An 18,545-nucleotide genomic window follows, 5' to 3' on the forward strand; every position below is an offset into this window, starting at 1 on the left:
TAACCAAGAACCTAATCTATTTTATCACATTCAGTTACTGTACAAAAAAGTTCCTGATTTTTTTATAACCTCTTAACTAATGGAGGCATTGACATCATAATTGCATTCGGATTGACGTCTGTCATTAAACCAAACTTTTTACCACGGTCATATAGCAGATTATACCTACTACGTTTTATTAATTGGCATTCACGCTGCTCATTCGTCCAACATGTGTTTTTGTATGATATGCAAGTATAATTCTAGAAATGTTTTACCTAATGCTCTTTCTTTAAAAACTCTATCTGCTAGCAGAGATCTTGCTTGTTTTATCCATTTGCATATAACTCCTGAAAATGTGTCTCTTGAGTATCTTTCATACTTGACCGAGTTATTTTGCTAATTTCAACAATTATAATTTTGGCTTTTGTTTGTATTTTCTCCTTTCTTTATATTGTTCTTAACTTTTTTCATTTTCAGTCTTGTTTAGTGCAAATCAATTTATTTTAGTAAAACATTTTTTGTGCAAATTTCCAAAATCTTCATTTATATGAGATGTTTTATTTGATGCTTCTGTTTGCTCTTCTGTTACTTTCATTCCTACTACATTATACCCTGAGTCAACATGTAAGATTTCTCCTGTAGTTCCGCTACTTAAGTCACTAAGTAAATATAATGCTGCCTTTCCCACATCCTCTATAGAAGTATTTCGTCTAAGTGGAGAATTATTCCTGTTCCACTCTGAAATGAAATGAAAATCACTTATTCCTGAAGATGCTAAAGTTCTAATTGGGCCAGCAGAAATAGCATTTACTCTAATATTTTTTGGTCCTAAATCGCATGCTAAGTATTTCACACTTGCTTCAAGTGCAGCTTTGCATAAACCCATGACGTTATAATTTGGCATAACTTTTTCAGCCCCATAGTAAGATAAAGTAAGTAAATTACCACCATCTTGCATGATTTTTTCAGCTCTTTGTGCTAAAGCGGTAAAGGAATAACATGATATGTGCATTGCATTTAGGAAGTTGCTAAGTGAAGTATTGATATATCTTCCTTTTAACTCATTTTTATCAGAAAAAGCTATTGCATGAACCAAAAAATCTATAGTTTTCCACTTTTTTTGTATTATGTTAAAAGCATTATCTATTGTTTCCTCATTACTAACATCACATTTCAGTATTAATTCTTTATCAAGTGTAAATTCATCTGCGATAGGTAATAACTTTTCTCTAATGTCTTCATTTTGATAAGTCATTGCAAATTCAGCTCCATGCTCCGATAGAACTTTACCTATTCCATATGCAATTGACCTTTTATTTATTACACCAGTTATCAACCCCTTTTTGCCTTGTAAAAATTTTCTTGTCATTTATACACCAGATAAAATACTTACATTTATTTCTATAAGATTACTTTCATAATTAAAAGAAATTTCTGCATTATAATTTTCTAACAATAATAATGTGAGATAAGTATTTACATTTTTTGTGTCTAGGTCAATTGTACTTTTATTGATTAATTTATCTATTAAATATTTACTAAGAGATTTATGTTCATTGAAAATTCTAATAGTTAATAGAATTTTATTTTCTTCTTGAGTAAGTAGGATTAGTATTTGATCAATTTCTGCCACTGTATCTGATATGGTTAATATTATGCTAGAAATTATTTTATTTACCCTTTCGATTATACTCTCTGTAAGACTCAAGTTCAACGTTTCCCATATCAATGTAATTTTTTTTTTAATAAATAATTTTCGATATTTGATTTGGTTTTATAAAAACTTAAGTTGTCACCTGAAGCAGAATATGCTTGCTTCATCACTTTATACTTTACAAATAGATGATCGAACCCCTTTTGAATTAATGATATCCCCGCTTTTTGATCACCAACTTTGCATTCCTCCAAGCCAAACACAATGCTGTTCATGGAGTTGGCAAAGTCATGTAGTATACGTCCTGATAGTACTTCTATTATTAATAACTTATTCCCGCTCATAACTAAATAAAAAAACTAATTTAACGTGATGTTAAATTAATATATATAAGATAATCAATTTGAATAAAGTTTTATTGCGTTTTTTTTGTTTGAAGATTAACATAATTTTAACGATAATCGAATTAATATGAGCACTTATGCTAAATCAGGTGTAAATCTTGAATCATACAACAAGTTAATAAAAAAAATCAAGCCTATTGCAAAAGGAACAGCTAGAAAAGAAGTTATTAGTGAAATAGGCTCTTTTTCAGCGCTGTTTGATTTTGCTACGTTAAGTAAGCAATATGATCATCCTGTTCTTGTTTCTTCGACTGATGGAGTGGGTACAAAATTATTAATAGCACAAGAGATAAACAAACATGACACCATAGGTGTAGACTTAGTTGCAATGTGTGTAAATGATTTACTTGCACAGGGAGCAACACCTTTGTTTTTTCTTGACTATTTTGCAACTGGTACATTAAGTGAAAAAGTTTTGCTTGATGTTATGCAGAGCATCGCAGAAGGATGTAAAAAAGCCAACATTGCACTCATTGGTGGGGAAACTGCAGAAATGCCTGGAATGTATGGTAATAATCACTATGACCTTGCAGGCTTTGTAGTTGGTGTAGTTGATAAAAGTAAAATTCTTCCAAATTATAACATTATGGAAGAGGGAGATTATATAATTGGTTTACAATCAAGTGGCATTCACTCAAATGGATTTTCCTTAGTACGTCAGATCTTTAAAGACTTAAATATAAGTTATAGTGATTTATCTCCATGGGATAATAAATCTTGGGGTGAAATATTACTTGAACCAACAAAAATATATGTTGATTGTTTATTACCTATAATGTCATTAGTTAAAGGTATTGCACACATCACAGGCGGTGGATTATTAGACAATATTTCACGCGTTCTTCCTGAAAATCTTTTTGTAAATATAGATACCGATTCATGGAAATGGCCTGATGTGTTTTTATGGCTAAAAGAAGCGGGGAATGTAGCAAAGGATGAAATGTTAAAGACTTTTAATTGTGGAATTGGTATAGCTTTAATTATATCACCTACAAGGTTGCACGATATAGAGAGTCATTTCAAAAAATATGGTGAAGAAATTAGGTTTATAGGGAAGCTTAAAGAAAGAAATTAAAAGTTCAGTTATTAAAAAATAGTAAGAGATTAGCTACTTCAGAGGTATTTCTTTCACTAATCTCTTACTATTTAATTTTTACTAGTTTTATACAATCATTTTTATGTTTAACCTTGTATAAGTATCAATCATAAATTGTATAAGGATCATATGAATTTATATCATCATAATTTGTACTGTTACTAGGGTGAAAAAAATTCTTTAAACTATTAACAGCACCTTTTATCCAATCGCCTGTATCTTCAATAGCACCATCTGTCCAATTGGCTGTATCTTCAACAGCACCTTTTATCCAATCGCCTGTATCTTCAACAGCACCATCTGTCCAATTGGCTGTATCTTCAACAGCACCATCTGTCCAATTGGCTGTATCTTCAACAGCACCTTTTATCCAACGACTGGCAGGATTAATAGTATTATAAGTCTTTACTAGCCAATCATCTTTGGGATTGTAGTCATTGTCATCACTCGACACTTGCTCTAGTTCTCCACTAGTTTTTATTCCCATGAAATTATTATACATCATATTATATCTCCTTTAATATAAATTACAGGATTATAGAATTAGTTTGTTAAAAATATATTTATTTTGGTATAAAATAAACTGTAAAATAGTGATTAAAATAATAAAATATTGTTTGTACCGATAATACATCACACATTAATATATTTTTCCTCTTGGTTAATCAATAATTATGGTTTGTGTACTATGTAAGCAATACAACTATTTTTTTAATACAGAGCAATATCTTCATTTAGATATTAAAGGGTATGTATCATTTACGCATTGTTCTGCTGATACGTTTCCGTTCATTAGGATCAAGAAATTTTTTTCGTAACCGTATAGACTTAGGTGTTACTTCCACTAATTCATCATCATCTATATATGCTATCATATCTTCTAATGTCATTATTTTTGGTGGAGTAAGTTTAACCGCTTCATCACTACCGGAAGCCCTTACATTTGTTAATTGTTTACCTTTTAAAACGTTTATTTCCAAATCATTATCACGGCTATGTTGACCAACGATCATACCACAGTAAACTTTATCTTGTGGTTTAACAAACATAATTCCTCTGTCTTGCAAGTTAAAAATTGCATAAGCAACAGCCTCACCTTTATCTGTAGAAACTAAAACCCCATTACGTCTACCAGAAATTGTTCCCTTATGTAGAGCGTAGCTGTGAAATAAGCGATTTATTATTCCTGTACCTCGAGAATCGGTTAAAAACTCTCCTTGATAACCTATTAATCCTCTTGATGGCACTAAAAACGTCAACCTTGTTCTCCCATTACCAGAAGGCCTCATGTCAATAACTTCACCTTTGCGAAAACTTAGCTTTTCCATGATGATACCACTATACTCATCATCTACATCAATAACCACTTCCTCTATAGGTTCAAGTTTTTTACCGCCTTCATCTTTAAATAATACTCTAGGACGTGAAACAGAAAGCTCAAAGCCTTCTCTTCTCATGTTTTCAATTAACACTCCAAGCTGTAATTCGCCACGCCCACCTACCTCAAATGCTTCACCATTAGTAGTTGGAGTAACCGTAATAGCAACATTTGTCTCTGCTTCTGAATATAAACGATCTTTTATAACAGTTGAGGTAAGTTTTGTACCTTCTTGTCCTGCAAAAGGCGAATCATTAACGCTGATTGTTATTGCCATTGTTGGTGGATCAACGGGAGTTGAACTTATGGCGGTTGTTACTTCAGGCCCTGCTATGGTATCTGATACTGAAGCTTTTTCAAGTCCTGCAATTGCTATGATATCACCTGCCATAGCTTGTTCAACAGGAGTACGTTTTAAGCCAGAAAATGAGAGTAATTTAGTTAACCTTCCACGTTCAATTACTTTTCCATTTAAATCTAGTACTTTCAGGTCTGAATTCACTTTTGCACTACCTTGATACACTTTACCCGTCAATATTCGACCAAGAAATTTATCAGATTCAAGTAGTGTTACCAACATGGCAAATGGTGCATTTTGATCATAATTAGAGGGATTTATATAGTCTAGAACTGTTGAAAACAGAGGAGTTAAATCTTTTCTTTCATCAGAAATTTCCTTAACACACCAACCATTTCTTCCTGAAGCATATAACACCGGAAAATCTAATTGCTCATTCGTTGCATCTAAATTAAAAAATAAATCATATATTTCATTTAATACTTCATCAATTCTACTGTCTGGACGATCAACTTTATTGATTATTACAATTGGCTTTAAATTTGCCTTCAGTGCTTTTGATAACACAAATTTAGTTTGCGGCATTGGACCTTCTGCAGCATCAACTAATAACAATACCCCGTCAGCCATACATAGAACCCTTTCTACTTCTCCACCAAAATCTGCATGTCCTGGCGTGTCAATAATATTGATTTTTTCTTCATTCCACATTACTGATGTACATTTTGCAAGTATAGTAATACCACGTTCACGCTCTTGGTCGCCGCTGTCCATTACTCGCTCTTGGATTTCTTGGTTCTCACGAAATGTACCACTTTGTTTTAGCATGTTATCAAGTAGAGTAGTCTTACCATGATCAACGTGTGCAATGATTGCAATATTACGTATTGAGTTAAATTCCATTTTATAAACCTTAAAGTTGAACTTAATTTTATAAAAAGTTTTAAAACAAGTCTATTTTTTTATAAAACCTAATGATTAAAAATCACTCTATATAGATTTCTTTAAAACTAAATTAATCAATATAAGATACTACATGCATGTATTCTTTACTTTTTTATGAAAAGATTTTTGATATTGTTCACCTTACTATATTCAAATATATGTTTTTCTTCTACTGAATTTAGTATTTTCAAAAAAAAATTTAATATTGCTGAAAGTGAAGCATTAAACAAATTTGACGAAGGCTACATGCCAATTGAAGAGAAAGGCAAAAAAGATTTTTATATTAGCGCTGGCGTAGGAAAATTACACTTCAGCAATCTTAATTATACTTTCAATTTTATCAAAGGAAACATTGAACATCTTACACCTTCGAAAGAGGTTCTTGATGCACTGAAAGCTATACCTGAAGAATTTACAGAATTTGATACATATATTAATGATAAAGCAAATAGTAATAAAACAATAAAATCATTTATACAAATAATCAATACAGGATTAAAAATCTCTGGAGAAGGTTTTAATACAAGTGAAGTATTAGAAAAAGTTGCTAAATTCACTCATAAAGTAAAAGTATCTGAATTAGAGGGTTTTGCTCGCGAATACTACTCTAAAATCAGGGGCATACTTGTTTTACCTACAATACTTAGTAGCATTCGGAACAATCACATAGATTATAAGCAGTTAGCTAGCGTTTCTTTAGGAAGTTATATTGGAGATAATTACAGGCTTGAATTTGAAGTTTTTGGCTCTAAAATTAATCTTAATGTTCCATTTAATGGAAATATGTATACACCTTTAAGTACTTATTTATTTGGAGTAATTCCGACTTTATATCGTGACTACAACATTAAAAACACACCTTTCAATTTACATTTTGGTATGGGTTATGGGCCTGCAATTTTTGCAGTTGATATAAAAGATACTAATAATGAGTCATTCATACCTATACCTATACCTTTACCTTCCTTAGCTTTAAAGAGCAAGCTCGGTGTTGATTATTCTGTAAATCAAAGGACCAAAATTTCTTTAGGTTATCGTTTCTTGTATATGCCTATGATATCACTTTTAGGTATTACTACGCATAATATTGAAGCTGGGCTAACCTTTTATTTTTAATGATTTTACAAAATAGAAAGTTATAGCAATTAAAAAATTAATTACTATGTATTAAGCTCAATATTGTATCAATCTTAAGATTGTACTTAATTTTATAAAAAGTTTTAAAACAAGTCTATTTTTTTATAAAAGCTAATGATTAAAAATCACTCTATATAGATTTTTTTAAAACTAAATTAATCAATATAAGATACTACATGCATGTATTCTTTACTTTTTTATGAAAAGATTTTTGATATTGTTCACCTTACTATATTCAAATATATGTTTTTCTTTCACTGAATTTAGTATTTTCAAAAAGAAATTTAATATTGCTGAAAGTGAAGTATTTAAAAAATCTGATAAAGACTATATGCAAAAAAAAGAAGAAAGGAAAAAAGGTTTTTATGTTAGCAATAGTGTAGGTAAATTACATTCTAGTAATATTAATAAAATTTTGACTAATGTTAAACCGATTGTTGGAATATTTAATTTTTCAAAAGGTGATATATATGGAATAAAATACCTACCTAAAAATTTTGATGAGTTAAATATATACCTTAAAAATACAGAAATTAATGACCACAAAATAAAAAAAGTATTGGAAGCTTGTATTGAAAACATCAATGAATTACTCTGGATCAAAGATTTTGATGTTAATAATACGTTAAAAGAGCTTATTGCAGCTTTCCAAAGAGACGAGTTGGAAGATGCAACAAATAAGATTATTGAATATATAAAAACAACACCCTTCAAGAGATATACTCAAAATTTAGAAAAGCTATTTCAATTTATTCATGATGAAGAAGAGGAAAAACTAATTCAATTGACTAAAATCTATTATTCCAAAACAAGAGATGGGCTTGTTTTTTTAACTAATATACCTAATAATATTCAAAATGGTGAAATAGATCTAAGATGGTTATCCAGTTTATCTTTAGGGTATTACATTGGAGATAATTACAAAGTTGAACTTAAAGCTTTTAGCTCCAAAATGAATTTAAATATTCCTTTTAATGAAAAGATACATACACTTTTAAGTGCATCGATATATGGGCTTATACCAACTTTATATTATACTTATAATATTAAAAACACACCTTTTAACTTATATTCTGGCATGGGGTTGGGACCTGCAATTTGTGAAATTACTATGAATATAGGTACTCAATCATTAACTTCATCTATACCTTTTTTAACTTCTCAAGCTAGAATTGGTATTGATTATTCTTTAAATCAAAGGACGAAAATTTCTCTAGGGTATCGCCTGTTTTATATGCCTATGGCATCAATCTTAGGTGTTCATACACACAATATTGAGACTGGATTAACTTTTAATTTTTAATAATTTTGCAAAATAGAAAGTTATAGCAATGTAAAAATTAATTACTATGTATTAAGCTCAATACTATTGTATCAATCTTAAGATTGGACTTAATTTTGTAAAAAATTTTAAAATAAGTTTGTTTTTTTATTAAAGATAATAATTATAAATCACCCTACTTTAACATTAATAGTATGTTAAAATTAACATTATTAGTATGTTAATTTTAATATTAATAGCATATTAATCAATAATTGGTACGTTGTGCACATATTATTTATTGAGGAGGGTGATTAAAATGAAGAGGATTTTTGTATTGTTAATTTTACTATATTCGAATATATCTTTTGCTTTCACTGACGCTAGTATTTCCAAAAAGAAGATTAATACTACTACAATTAAAAAATCAAAAAATCTGACTACTTTCATATCAAAACAAAAATTTCCTAGCTACGCTAAAAAAATGGAGAAGATTTGTACAAATAAAACAGCTTATTTAACTTTTCAGGATTATGAAAGAAGAATGCACCTAATGCTCAATCTGAAAATAAAAAAGAAAAAAAGCTTAATTTTTATGTTAGTGCTAATTTAGGTAAATTATATTTTAGTAATTTTGAGTTATTCCATAATCTGGCTAAAGAACAAACTTCAACACTGTTAGATAAGTTACATTACACAAAATTAGAAATTAATAACTTAATCCTTTATGAATCAGGAAGTAAGCTTGCTAATCTAAAAGAGTCTAAAAAAATAATTGACAAACAACATGATGTACTTTCAGCCATTCATAATGGTAAGATACAATTAGGATGGTCAGGTAGTACATCTTTAGGGTATCACATTGGAGATAATTACAGACTTGAATTTGAAGTTTTTGGCTCCAAAGTAAATTTTAATACCGTATTTGATAAAAAACCTTTTACTTTGAATGCAACTATAGGTGGATATATGCAACTTCTTTATCGTGATTATCAAATAAAAAATACACCTTTTAAGTTATATTATGGCTCGGGTATGGGAATTGGACTTTTTTTTATCAACAAGAATATTAAAGATATTGCAACTTTACTATCTGATATGAATATAATTAAGGTAAATCCAAAGGTAAATCCATCTGAAGACATAAATATACCTTTCTTTATGCCTTTTTTTCCTATACAAACAACAATTGGTGTTGATTATTCTTTTAATCAAAAGACCAAAATTTCTTTGGGTTATCGTTCATTTTATGCACCTATGATATCAATTTTAGGTACTAGTACGCAGAACATTGAAGCTAAGTTGACCTTTTATTTTTAATAATTTTGCGAAATAGAAAGTTATAGCAATCTATATAGATTTCTTTAAAACTAAATTAATCAGTATAATGTAAGATATAGGTGTACCATCTATTCCTTTATGAAAAGGTTTTTAATATTGTTCACCTTAATATATTCAAATATATGTTTTTCTTTCACTGACTTTAGTATTTTCAAAAAGAAATTTAATATTGCTGAAATTGAAGCATTAAACAAATTTGACGAAGGCTACGTGCCAATTGAAGAGGAAGGCAAAAAAGATTTTTATATTAGCGCTGGCGTAGGAAAATTACACTTCAGCAATATAACCACTATACTAGATACTATGAGGGGAGTATCTAAAGAGCTCAGCATAACAAAAGATGAGCTAGATGAAATTAAAAATATGCATAGTAATAGATATCATAGTTTGAATGCAAAGCTTTCAAGTACTTCCATTTCCAAGACATCACATATTTTTTCAAGCAAACGTTTAAAAGAAATTCTAATCAAAGTAATATACGAGTATAATAGAGGGTGGAAGGACATTTTAACTGTGACTGAGAATGACATGGCCGACATGACAGTGCGATTTTTAGGAATATTTAACAATATATTAGATGTACCTACAAAATTAAATGTAGATCTAAGATTAATATCAAATATCTCTTTTGGATACTGTATTAATGATAACTTAAAGTTTGAGATTGAAGCAATAATTACTAAAATTAATATTAATTTTAAAAACGATTGGGATTCATTTGTATGTGCTAATTTTTTAATCTATAGCTTGATTCCAAATATATACTGTGACTATAAAATACAAGATCTACCTTTAAGGTTATATCTTGGTATGAGTTTAATGCCTTCAATTTCTTTGGTTAATATTAATAGCACCTCAGATGGACACAACCACAAGGATATATCAACATTGTTTTTTACTCATCAAGTCAAGTTTGGTGTTGATTACGCTTTAACCAAAAAAATAAATATGTTTTGTGGATATCGTTTTATTTCTATACCTGTAATTACTGCACTAGTGAATCTTACCACGCATAATATTGAAGCTGGGCTAACCTTTAATTTTTAATGATTTTACAAAATAGAAGATGATATCAATGTTTTGTAGATAAATTTATACTATAATAAATATTATAGTAATACACAAGCCTTATAATGTTACTTTATTGGATAGATATAATATGATTAAAATAACAAAAACTCATTATATACAAAATAATAACCTAGAGGACACTAGATCTGATTCTAGTAAATTGTATAATAATGAATCATATAAGATTGAAATTCCGGCTGCTGAGTATCTTACTTTGTTTGATTGGATTAATTCGAATCTTCAAGCTGCTAAAGGTTATATTGACTTGGCAGAGCAAAATGCTAAAGATGCTAGTAAATGGTTTGATGAAGCTAAGGTAAATGTTAATAGATGGGTAGATGAAGTTAAAGTTGAAACTTTGGCTTTGGCTATGTCTTTGGCAGGTGCTCCTAAATTGGCAGATGGAGCTGCGATAGAAAAAAATTATAGTTGTGATGAAGCAAAAATTATCACAGATCATGATACATCAACAGATACAATGTCAATTGTAGGCTAATATGTTGCTGAATATAAGACATATTTCTATAACAGTAAAACTTAATTTTATATAAATTAAGGGTAGGAGATTAGTGAAAAAGAAAATAACTCTTAAGTAGCTAATCTCTTATTATTTTTTAGTAACTGAACTTTTAATTTCTTTTTCAATTAGGAATTTGTTATAAAATAAGTAGTGAGAGTGGAAAAATATTGAATAATTAACTTTAATTTTTAAAAATATTACTTCAACATATCTTGATCTTCTACTAGTAATAAAAATAGCATTGGATTTCCTAGTCGTATTAAAGTTTCATATATATTATCAGGTTATGGCGTTCTAAATCAACATTTGATATGAACATTTTTATCAAGAAAACTGGTAGCTGTAATTGATTTCGAAACTGCAGATTTACAACCTGCAATAATTTTTCAATAAACCTATCACATTTTCAACAACAACTCTTTGGCTTACAATCTTCTAATTTTATTGTCTCTTTCGTTAATTGTTTCTTTTTCGTCCTTCTATTCTCATTTGCATGAATTTCTTGCAAACCTCTGTAGCCGCTATCTACTAAACACTTTTATCTCCCCTAATATCCCCTCACCTTTGACTCTTTGAAAAGCAGAAATAATGTTTTCTACCGTTCAAAAAAGATGTAAAAATTACTCTCTTTTTCCACTATAACTTGTGTTTTTAGTGTGTGCTTTTTCTTTTTTTCAGAGTAAAAATACCAATACTTGGTTGCTCATTCGCTTGCATCAATCTCATGTCTCTTTTTAACACCTCTTTTCGTCCTGGTAACGCAAGATTTGGGAAAGTATCCTCCATCTACTTTATGATTTTTTACACTGTGCTTTCGCTTACTCATAACTTTGCGCGATATGTCCTATATTCCCCGAGATATTCTGATACCATAAGTAGAATATTCTCCTCGCTCAGCTTGTTTTCCTACCACCTTTTATCTTCTTTTCCTTCCCATAAAATCTCTGCCATTTTTTTTGGTTCTAAGTAGAAACTTATTTATTTCTAATACTTACTAAAATCCTGTTTGTTAATTGTATGCCTTTTGTAATTTACAGGCCGAATTAATACCCGGCCAAAATGATACTTACACGAAAAATATGATAAAGTTTTAAGAATATTGACAATTTTAGGTTATATTATATTCTGAGTGCATATTAATTTACTTTAAAAATGGTATGAGTAGTAAAGAACATGATTTTCATTTAGTGAATCCAAGTCCTTGGCCAATTGCTATATCAGCAGCAATTATCATTTTTGTATTAGGATTAGTGGGTACAATACATAAGCAAGTTATTGGTGTTGTGACACTAATTTTTGGAACTGCTTCAATATCAGGAATTCTTTTTTATTGGTGGAGAGATGTAATAAAAGAAGCTGTTTATGATAAATGTCACACTTACATTGTAAAACATGGGCTTAGGATTGCAATGTACCTATTTATTCTTTCAGAGGTAGTATTTTTTATAGCTTTTTTCTGCTCATTTTTTAAGGCATGGCTTGATCCAGTTTTTATATTTGAAGCATTTTCTCCAATAAAAAAAGTTGCATGGCCTCCTGAAGGCATTCTACCACCTGATCCGTGGTCATTGCCATTCATGAATACATTAATTTTATTACTATCAGGCACAACAATTACGGGAGCACATCATTTTTTGCTTGAAAATAATAAGAAAGGTACAATAAATATGTTATTAACTACCATATTACTTGGTGTTTTTTTTATAATAGTTCAAGCAATAGAATATTATGAAGCAAGTTTTACTCTAATTGAACCAGGAGAAAAACTAATTTATACTTCTAATTTTTATTTGATTACTGGTTTTCATTGTATACATGTTATAATAGGTATATTATTTTTGATAGTTTGCTTGTTTAGAACATTAAAAGATCATTTTACACCTCAAGATCACCTATGCTTTGAATTTGCTTCTTGGTATTGGCATTTCGTAGATATAGTCTGGCTCTTTTTGTTTATCTTTGTTTACTGGCTAAGTTCATAGTGATTAAAATAATAGGTTTGGATCCGGGAATAGTTAAAACTGGGTGGGCTATTATTACGCTCAATGAAAAGAATAGCATAGAGCTTTTGAGTAGTGGTACTATATCAACTTACAATAATCAGGATATAGGTGAACGTTTACATGTAATCTTTGCTCAATTAACGGAGGTGTTATCTTTATATTCTCCAAATGAGGCTGCAGTAGAAAAAATTTTTATTAACAAAAATCCAAAATCTTCACTCACTTTGGGTTACGCAAGAGGAGTGACAATTTTGGCACTTAAAATAGAAAAAATATCCATAAATGAATATGATGCAAATTATATAAAAAAAAGTATTACTGGAAATGGCCATGCAAATAAAAATCAGGTTATATTTATGGTAAAACAAATAGTGAAAAATGTAGATGTAAAATGTCATCATGTTGCAGATGCCTTAGCCACAGCAATATGTCATGCTTCTTTAAAACATTGTTTAATGTTTTAGAATACTAAGAAAAAAAGTAGAGTGGGATTTTAATTATACATTATCATTTTTTTGCAATACAAGATGAAGATATTATATTTTTTTCGTGTTTAAGAAAATCTCAAAAAATTTTAGAAGATATTTTAAACGATTTAAGTTTCTAAAAAATTTTCTGCATCAAGCGCAGCCATGCAACCGCTTCCAGCTGCAACTACTGCTTGACGATATATTTTATCCTGAACATCACCTGCAGCAAATACTCCTAATTTACTGGTTAAAGTTGTGCCAGGTTGAGTAATTATATAACCTTCTTCATCCATTTTTATAAAATTCTTAAAAATTCCTGTGTTTGGTGTATGTCCGATTGCAACAAACACTCCATCTATGCTGATTTCTTTAATGTCTCCTGTTTCAGTTGATTTTAGTATAATACTAGTAACTTTTTTTGGATTATCTTCCCCTAATATTTCTTCTACTGTATTATTCCACATTATTTCTATTTTATCATTCTTAAAGAGCTTTTCTTGCATAATTTTTTCTGCTCTTAATGAATCACGCCTGTGTATTAATATAACTTTTTTGGCGAAACGAGTTAAAAATATAGCTTCTTCAACAGCAGTATTCCCACCACCGATTACAGCTACAACTTTATTCTTAAAAAATGCACCGTCGCATGTGGCACATGCTGATACCCCGTAACCTTGAAATTTTTTTTCGCTCTCTAAATCAAGCCATCTTGCCTGCGCACCAGATGCAATAATAATAGTGTTTGAATCATATATATTAAAATTACCGTAAGATTTAAATTGATGTAAATCAATTTGCTCAACAGTTTTTATTTCATCATTGACTATTTGTGCTCCTGCTTTTTCTGCATGTAATTTCATTTGTTCCATTAATTCTGGACCCTGTATTGAAATGAAACCAGGATAGTTTTCAACATCCGTAGTAATTGTTAGCTGACCACCTGGCTGCATTCCTGTTACTACTATTGGTCCTAAATTTGCACGTGCTGCATATATAGCAGCAGAATAACCTGCTGCTCCAGAACCAATTATGAGGACTTTCGTTTTCATTATAACGCTTCGTTGTTAGAAGCGAGATAATCTGCAACTCCCTCATGAGTTGCTTGCATCGCTTGCTTACCTTTTTTCCATCCGGCAGGACATACTTCTCCGTGCTCTTCATTATGTTTAATTGCGTCAATTATTCTAATAAATTCATCTACATTGCGTCCTAAAGCCAAATCATTTATTGATTGGTGACGTACAATAAATTTATCATCTATAATAAAGGTTGCTCTAAATGCAACTGTATCATCATATAATACTCCATAATCTTTTGATATTGATTTTCTGATATCAGATACTAAAGGGTAACTAACTTCTCCAATACCACCTTCACTAACTGGAATTTTGCGCCAGTGATGATGTGAAAACTTTGAATCTACGCTTATACCTATCACCTCAGTATCACGCTTTGAAAAGTCATTAACTTTATTATGGAACGATATTATCTCAGTAGGACAAACAAATGTAAAATCAAGAGGGTAAAAGAAAAGTATAGCATACTTACCTTTAATATGCTCACTCAAACAAAAATCATCAATTATCTCTCCATTTGCAAGAACAGCTGGAGCTGTAAAATCAATAGCAGATTTTGTTATAAGATTCATAGTCACTCCGAAAATAAACCCAATTATATACTTTAAGTAGGCAAGTTACAAATTATCTTTAAAATTTATTATTAGTGAATCTATCTTTATAACATAAATCATTCATACGTGAATTCACACAATTACTGATGTTTAAGTTACGCATCTGTGATTGTGGTTGCTGTTGAAAGCTTTCAGATAAAAAATCATTAATGATATGTAAACTACTTGTGTTTACAGGTGATAATTGCTGTTCAGAATTCTTATTTATAACGTTAGAATCGTACATACTTGATTGAGTGCAATTTAAGGATGAAGAGTTATTTGAAATAATACTTGGGCTTGATAATGACCTCTTTCTAGAATTTTTATTAAGTGAAATATAATGAGTATTCATATTTTGCTGTTCAAAGCTTACAGTTGGAGAGTTATGTGAACTACTTGTACTCAGTGGTGGTATTTGCTGATCAAAATGCTTAGTTGCGATGTTGGAATTGCACATACTTGATTGTTGATTATAATAATTTCTATGTGTAGGGTTACTTGAATTACTTGAGGTTAGTCTCTTTTTAGAGCTTATACTAGACAAAGTACAATGAGTATCCATACTGTGCTGCTCAGAGCTTACAGTTATAGGGTTATGTGAACTACTTGTACTTAGTGGTGGTATTTGCTGATCAAAATGCTTAGTTGCGATGTTGGAATTGCACATACTTGATTGTTGATTATAATAATTGCTGTGTATAGAGTTATCTAAATCACTTGATGATAATCCCTTTTCAGGAGAAGTATAATAGAAATCATTTGTGCTTAATAATAGTTGCTGTTCAAAATTCTCTGGCACGGATGATTTATCCATAATATTTTCACCATAATTATTGCTAAATAGATTTTCTGAAGATGATGCTTTACTTGATCCTTCACTATCAGAAGAACTGGAACGATCTTTGGAAAGTTTATCATCAGACATTGCTATTTTAATATAATTACTTTTTAGATAAACTTTATAAATTGGTTTCTTATCTTTTTTGGGCATATTTCTTTTTCAATCTATATTAAAATATTATGGTAATAGTTATACTAAAAATAAAATAACAATGCAAGTTCTTTTTTGTATAAAATAGTAAATTTAAATGAACTTTAAAAAAGGTAAGCTTTATCTTATGAAATGATTTGTATTGCCTTACTTATAATAATTGATCAGTTTGTAATGACCAACTATTACATTTATCGTAATGTGCTTTATTAAAATGCAACATGAATACCATAAGGGTTATAAACCCTTATGGTTAATATGATTAAAGAATAACGCACCATGATTTTTTTATTTGTTGTACGTTTCCTTCTTTTATTTGTTGTACGTTTTCTTCTTTTAATTCTTGTAGACTTGAGCTTGGTTCTGATATGTCATGCTTCTTCATATATGAAGAATAACTATCATAATGCTCTTCAGCACTTCTTCCATGTGATTCTTCCCTTATATTTGGTAAAGTATTAACTTTAGGTGAACGTTCAGAAATATTGTCTATGCTGCCATATCCACTTTCACTCCTTGATGTATTGGCATTATTAGAAACTTTAAGCTGTTTATGTTTTTGTTGATTAAAAATTAAAGTGCAACGTCCATCAACTTGTCCTATTACAGCGCTTTCCAGACATTTCTCCATAAGAGGCATAACAACTTCTGGATCATCTAAATTTATAGCATATACTCCAAGCTCATCAGCTTTATCAGGGTCTATAAATCTACTGTCATTAATTTCTAATAAAGGAGTAATAGGATTTAATAGATCAAAACCAGCCTCAGCGTTGACCTTATCTACTTCTACAATAGAAAGTCCTAAAGAAGTGTGTTCATTTTCTTTTCTATAAGGTGTCATTAATGGATGACTAGGATCTTCTTTCTTCACTCGATTAATAAAAAAAGAAAAGTTAACATCTGGTAAATTAGAAAAAAATCGTTGATTTATTAACATTTTTAAATCATCTTTTTTATGATTAGTCTGCTCATATGTACATAAAATCTTAAAAATTCTATATATATCTTCATCATGATAGTTACGAACAAAATTCAAATTGTTAACAAAATTATATGTAATACATAATTTATTATCTTTAACAATGATATCTGATGAAACATCATAATCGTATCTTTGTTCAATAAGATTCACAAATTCCTTTTTAAATGTTTGCGCCAATTCCCTACTTTCAAACTTCTGTACTAAGAGATACTTCCCCTTATCAAAGCTTGGAAAGGTCATATTATAAATATCCTTATTTTCACTATCTGGTATTACCCTCTGTATTATTGAATTAGCAAGGTAAGATTTTAAATTAAAGATAATCTTTGAATTGATTGGTAAACACAGCTCAAAATTTCCTGATTTATTCTTACGTATACTGCCTGAGTCAATATGAAACGGAAAGTGATTTACATTAAACGCATTTTCACCCTTACCTTCCACAAACGAAGATCGTATTTTATTTCCCATCGTTTTTAGATAAGAAAGACACTCTTCTTTACTCATGTCAGGAGCAAATTCTATAGAGATATTCCTCTGATCACTTATAGTGAAGTTAGTTAAACCAGTAAAAAAGAAATTCAGTGTATTAAATGTTTTCACTAATTCCTTTGTTAAATTTAAGTTACTCATAATTACCTCTTTTGATTACTAGATTGTTGTTTGGGAAATTGTTGTTTGGGAGGTTGAGTATCACCCATTGAAGAACCTGGATTTAAGATACTATAATTTTTTGCCTTTTCCAATTCACTGTTTTTAAAACGTACTCCACCTGGTTCACCCTTGCAATGATCGTATACTTGTTTCCACACATTTTCTTTTTTTGTATTATTCATATTCGCTCCTAAAAATATATATAAATCACATATACTAAAAGTATATAAATAATTATACTAATTATTCCTTAATAGCAAATTTTTTTTTATTTACTCACAGCATTCGTTGATTGTCTTCATTGATTTGCAAGTTCTGTATTGTTGTAGCAGGCTCTCCTTGAGTTATTGTTTTAGCTTTTCTATCTTTTAATAACGTTTTTATATCAGTATCAAGAATATTATTATACATCTGTTTTTTTTCTGATTGATTATTTCTATGTTTATCTTCCTGAATTTCAGTACCAATAGCTTTTTTTATTATATCTTCTTTTTTATTAACCACTGGTTTCACAACAGGAGCAGCAACCACAGGTTTTTCCTGAGTTAGTTTCTCTTGCTGTGTTGTTTTTTGTGCTTCAAACTTTAGTTTTTCTTGTGGTTTAAGAGAATCGGCCAACTTTACATTCTGATCCAACATGCTAGAAGCATGTTTTTTAATTGACTCATGAAATTTTGTTGTTA

At 29.8% G+C, this 18,545-nt stretch carries 21 protein-coding genes and 1 pseudogene; 9 read left to right on the top strand and 13 right to left on the bottom strand.

The genetic code is table 11. The features are described from left to right. Nucleotides 1–62 precede the first annotated feature (62 nt). The 4 genes and pseudogenes from NL275_RS01995 to NL275_RS02010 form a co-directional block, all read right to left on the bottom strand. Nucleotides 63–209: pseudogene (locus NL275_RS01995) on the bottom strand (coproporphyrinogen III oxidase); the annotation flags it as partial. A 266-nt stretch (nt 210–475) separates the two neighbouring features. After that, nucleotides 476–1,351 carry an enoyl-ACP reductase FabI gene (locus tag NL275_RS02000; RefSeq protein ID WP_253299852.1) on the bottom strand — a complete coding sequence of 292 codons (876 nt, stop codon included), beginning with the start codon at nt 1,349–1,351 and terminating at the stop codon, nt 476–478. Further along, nucleotides 1,352–1,615 (bottom strand): hypothetical protein, encoded by a 264-nt coding sequence (locus NL275_RS02005; RefSeq protein WP_370107087.1) that lies wholly within the window; start codon nt 1,613–1,615, stop codon nt 1,352–1,354. Between the two features lie 92 nt (nt 1,616–1,707). Continuing rightward, complete coding sequence (locus NL275_RS02010; RefSeq protein ID WP_253299853.1) at nt 1,708–1,980, bottom strand: hypothetical protein; 273 nt, start codon at nt 1,978–1,980, stop codon at nt 1,708–1,710. A gap of 127 nt (nt 1,981–2,107) precedes the next feature. Here NL275_RS02010 and purM point away from each other — a divergent pair, with 127 nt between their 5' ends. Beyond that, nucleotides 2,108–3,115: a phosphoribosylformylglycinamidine cyclo-ligase gene (gene purM / locus NL275_RS02015; protein ID WP_253299854.1), complete on the top strand. Its 1,008-nt coding sequence runs from the start codon at nt 2,108–2,110 to the stop codon at nt 3,113–3,115. A 124-nt stretch (nt 3,116–3,239) separates the two neighbouring features. On the opposite strand, the gene NL275_RS02020 is transcribed toward purM, so the two are convergent. Together NL275_RS02020 and typA are read right to left on the bottom strand one after the other, a co-directional pair. After that, nucleotides 3,240–3,641, bottom strand: a complete 402-nt coding sequence (locus NL275_RS02020) for a hypothetical protein (protein ID WP_253299855.1) — start codon at nt 3,639–3,641, stop codon at nt 3,240–3,242. A 250-nt stretch (nt 3,642–3,891) separates the two neighbouring features. Next, nucleotides 3,892–5,715, bottom strand: a complete 1,824-nt coding sequence (gene typA / locus NL275_RS02025) for a translational GTPase TypA (RefSeq protein ID WP_253299856.1) — start codon at nt 5,713–5,715, stop codon at nt 3,892–3,894. Nucleotides 5,716–5,871: 156 nt separating this feature from the next. Here typA and NL275_RS02030 point away from each other — a divergent pair, with 156 nt between their 5' ends. The 6 genes from NL275_RS02030 (at nt 5,872) to NL275_RS02055 (ending at nt 11,063) form a co-directional block, all read left to right on the top strand. After that, entirely contained in the window at nt 5,872–6,873 is a 1,002-nt protein-coding gene (locus tag NL275_RS02030; protein WP_253299857.1) for a hypothetical protein, read from the top strand. 220 nt (nt 6,874–7,093) lie between these two features. Next, nucleotides 7,094–8,197, top strand: a complete 1,104-nt coding sequence (locus NL275_RS02035) for a porin family protein (RefSeq protein WP_253299858.1) — start codon at nt 7,094–7,096, stop codon at nt 8,195–8,197. Nucleotides 8,198–8,474: 277 nt separating this feature from the next. Beyond that, a complete protein-coding gene (locus NL275_RS02040; protein ID WP_253299859.1) occupies nt 8,475–8,768 on the top strand; it encodes a hypothetical protein in 294 nt (97 codons plus the stop codon). Between the two features lie 332 nt (nt 8,769–9,100). After that, a complete protein-coding gene (locus NL275_RS02045; RefSeq protein WP_253299860.1) occupies nt 9,101–9,475 on the top strand; it encodes a hypothetical protein in 375 nt (124 codons plus the stop codon). Between the two features lie 117 nt (nt 9,476–9,592). After that, the gene (locus NL275_RS02050) at nt 9,593–10,543 is read left to right on the top strand and encodes an outer membrane protein (protein WP_253299861.1); all 951 of its coding nucleotides are present in this window, start codon (nt 9,593–9,595) and stop codon (nt 10,541–10,543) included. Nucleotides 10,544–10,655: 112 nt separating this feature from the next. Continuing rightward, on the top strand, nt 10,656–11,063 hold the full coding sequence (locus tag NL275_RS02055; protein ID WP_253299862.1) for a hypothetical protein: 408 nt from the start codon (nt 10,656–10,658) through the stop codon (nt 11,061–11,063). A gap of 675 nt (nt 11,064–11,738) precedes the next feature. On the opposite strand, the gene NL275_RS02665 is transcribed toward NL275_RS02055, so the two are convergent. Then, the gene (locus NL275_RS02665) at nt 11,739–11,873 is read right to left on the bottom strand and encodes a hypothetical protein (RefSeq protein WP_256468532.1); all 135 of its coding nucleotides are present in this window, start codon (nt 11,871–11,873) and stop codon (nt 11,739–11,741) included. A gap of 371 nt (nt 11,874–12,244) precedes the next feature. Here NL275_RS02665 and NL275_RS02060 point away from each other — a divergent pair, with 371 nt between their 5' ends. Then, nucleotides 12,245–13,069 (top strand): cytochrome c oxidase subunit 3, encoded by an 825-nt coding sequence (locus NL275_RS02060; protein WP_253299863.1) that lies wholly within the window; start codon nt 12,245–12,247, stop codon nt 13,067–13,069. Then, nucleotides 13,069–13,554, top strand: a complete 486-nt coding sequence (ruvC, locus tag NL275_RS02065; RefSeq protein WP_253299864.1) for a crossover junction endodeoxyribonuclease RuvC — start codon at nt 13,069–13,071, stop codon at nt 13,552–13,554. The genes NL275_RS02060 and ruvC overlap by 1 nt, the downstream gene beginning before the upstream one ends. Nucleotides 13,555–13,685: 131 nt before the next feature. On the opposite strand, the gene trxB is transcribed toward ruvC, so the two are convergent. From trxB to NL275_RS02095, 6 genes are all read right to left on the bottom strand, one after another. Further along, a complete protein-coding gene (gene trxB, locus NL275_RS02070; protein WP_253299865.1) occupies nt 13,686–14,609 on the bottom strand; it encodes a thioredoxin-disulfide reductase in 924 nt (307 codons plus the stop codon). Beyond that, complete coding sequence (locus NL275_RS02075; protein WP_253299866.1) at nt 14,609–15,208, bottom strand: peroxiredoxin; 600 nt, start codon at nt 15,206–15,208, stop codon at nt 14,609–14,611. Before NL275_RS02075 ends, trxB begins: the two co-directional genes overlap by 1 nt. A gap of 58 nt (nt 15,209–15,266) precedes the next feature. Further along, on the bottom strand, nt 15,267–16,157 hold the full coding sequence (locus NL275_RS02080) for a hypothetical protein (RefSeq protein ID WP_253299867.1): 891 nt from the start codon (nt 16,155–16,157) through the stop codon (nt 15,267–15,269). Between the two features lie 328 nt (nt 16,158–16,485). Then, nucleotides 16,486–17,841: a hypothetical protein gene (locus tag NL275_RS02085; protein WP_253299868.1), complete on the bottom strand. Its 1,356-nt coding sequence runs from the start codon at nt 17,839–17,841 to the stop codon at nt 16,486–16,488. A gap of 2 nt (nt 17,842–17,843) precedes the next feature. Then, complete coding sequence (locus NL275_RS02090) at nt 17,844–18,044, bottom strand: hypothetical protein (RefSeq protein ID WP_253299869.1); 201 nt, start codon at nt 18,042–18,044, stop codon at nt 17,844–17,846. A gap of 94 nt (nt 18,045–18,138) precedes the next feature. Next, the coding region (locus tag NL275_RS02095) for a hypothetical protein (RefSeq protein WP_253299870.1) at nt 18,139–18,545 on the bottom strand (407 nt) is incomplete at its 5' end.

It is taken from the genome of Wolbachia endosymbiont of Chironomus riparius, assembly GCF_918315375.1.

Excerpts from the sequence above, each read along its gene's own strand:
- NL275_RS02000 (WP_253299852.1), bottom strand. The coding sequence starts at position 1,351 with ATGACAAGAAAATTTTTACAAGGCAAAAAGGGGTTGATAACTGGTGTA.
- NL275_RS02010 (WP_253299853.1), bottom strand. The coding sequence starts at position 1,980 with ATGAGCGGGAATAAGTTATTAATAATAGAAGTACTATCAGGACGTATA.
- purM (WP_253299854.1), top strand. The coding sequence starts at position 2,108 with ATGAGCACTTATGCTAAATCAGGTGTAAATCTTGAATCATACAACAAG.
- NL275_RS02020 (WP_253299855.1), bottom strand. The coding sequence starts at position 3,641 with ATGATGTATAATAATTTCATGGGAATAAAAACTAGTGGAGAACTAGAG.
- typA (WP_253299856.1), bottom strand. The coding sequence starts at position 5,715 with ATGGAATTTAACTCAATACGTAATATTGCAATCATTGCACACGTTGAT.
- NL275_RS02030 (WP_253299857.1), top strand. The coding sequence starts at position 5,872 with ATGAAAAGATTTTTGATATTGTTCACCTTACTATATTCAAATATATGT.
- NL275_RS02035 (WP_253299858.1), top strand. The coding sequence starts at position 7,094 with ATGAAAAGATTTTTGATATTGTTCACCTTACTATATTCAAATATATGT.
- NL275_RS02040 (WP_253299859.1), top strand. The coding sequence starts at position 8,475 with ATGAAGAGGATTTTTGTATTGTTAATTTTACTATATTCGAATATATCT.
- NL275_RS02055 (WP_253299862.1), top strand. The coding sequence starts at position 10,656 with ATGATTAAAATAACAAAAACTCATTATATACAAAATAATAACCTAGAG.
- NL275_RS02665 (WP_256468532.1), bottom strand. The coding sequence starts at position 11,873 with ATGGAGGATACTTTCCCAAATCTTGCGTTACCAGGACGAAAAGAGGTG.
- NL275_RS02060 (WP_253299863.1), top strand. The coding sequence starts at position 12,245 with ATGAGTAGTAAAGAACATGATTTTCATTTAGTGAATCCAAGTCCTTGG.
- trxB (WP_253299865.1), bottom strand. The coding sequence starts at position 14,609 with ATGAAAACGAAAGTCCTCATAATTGGTTCTGGAGCAGCAGGTTATTCT.
- NL275_RS02075 (WP_253299866.1), bottom strand. The coding sequence starts at position 15,208 with ATGAATCTTATAACAAAATCTGCTATTGATTTTACAGCTCCAGCTGTT.
- NL275_RS02080 (WP_253299867.1), bottom strand. The coding sequence starts at position 16,157 with ATGTCTGATGATAAACTTTCCAAAGATCGTTCCAGTTCTTCTGATAGT.
- NL275_RS02085 (WP_253299868.1), bottom strand. The coding sequence starts at position 17,841 with ATGAGTAACTTAAATTTAACAAAGGAATTAGTGAAAACATTTAATACA.
- NL275_RS02090 (WP_253299869.1), bottom strand. The coding sequence starts at position 18,044 with ATGAATAATACAAAAAAAGAAAATGTGTGGAAACAAGTATACGATCAT.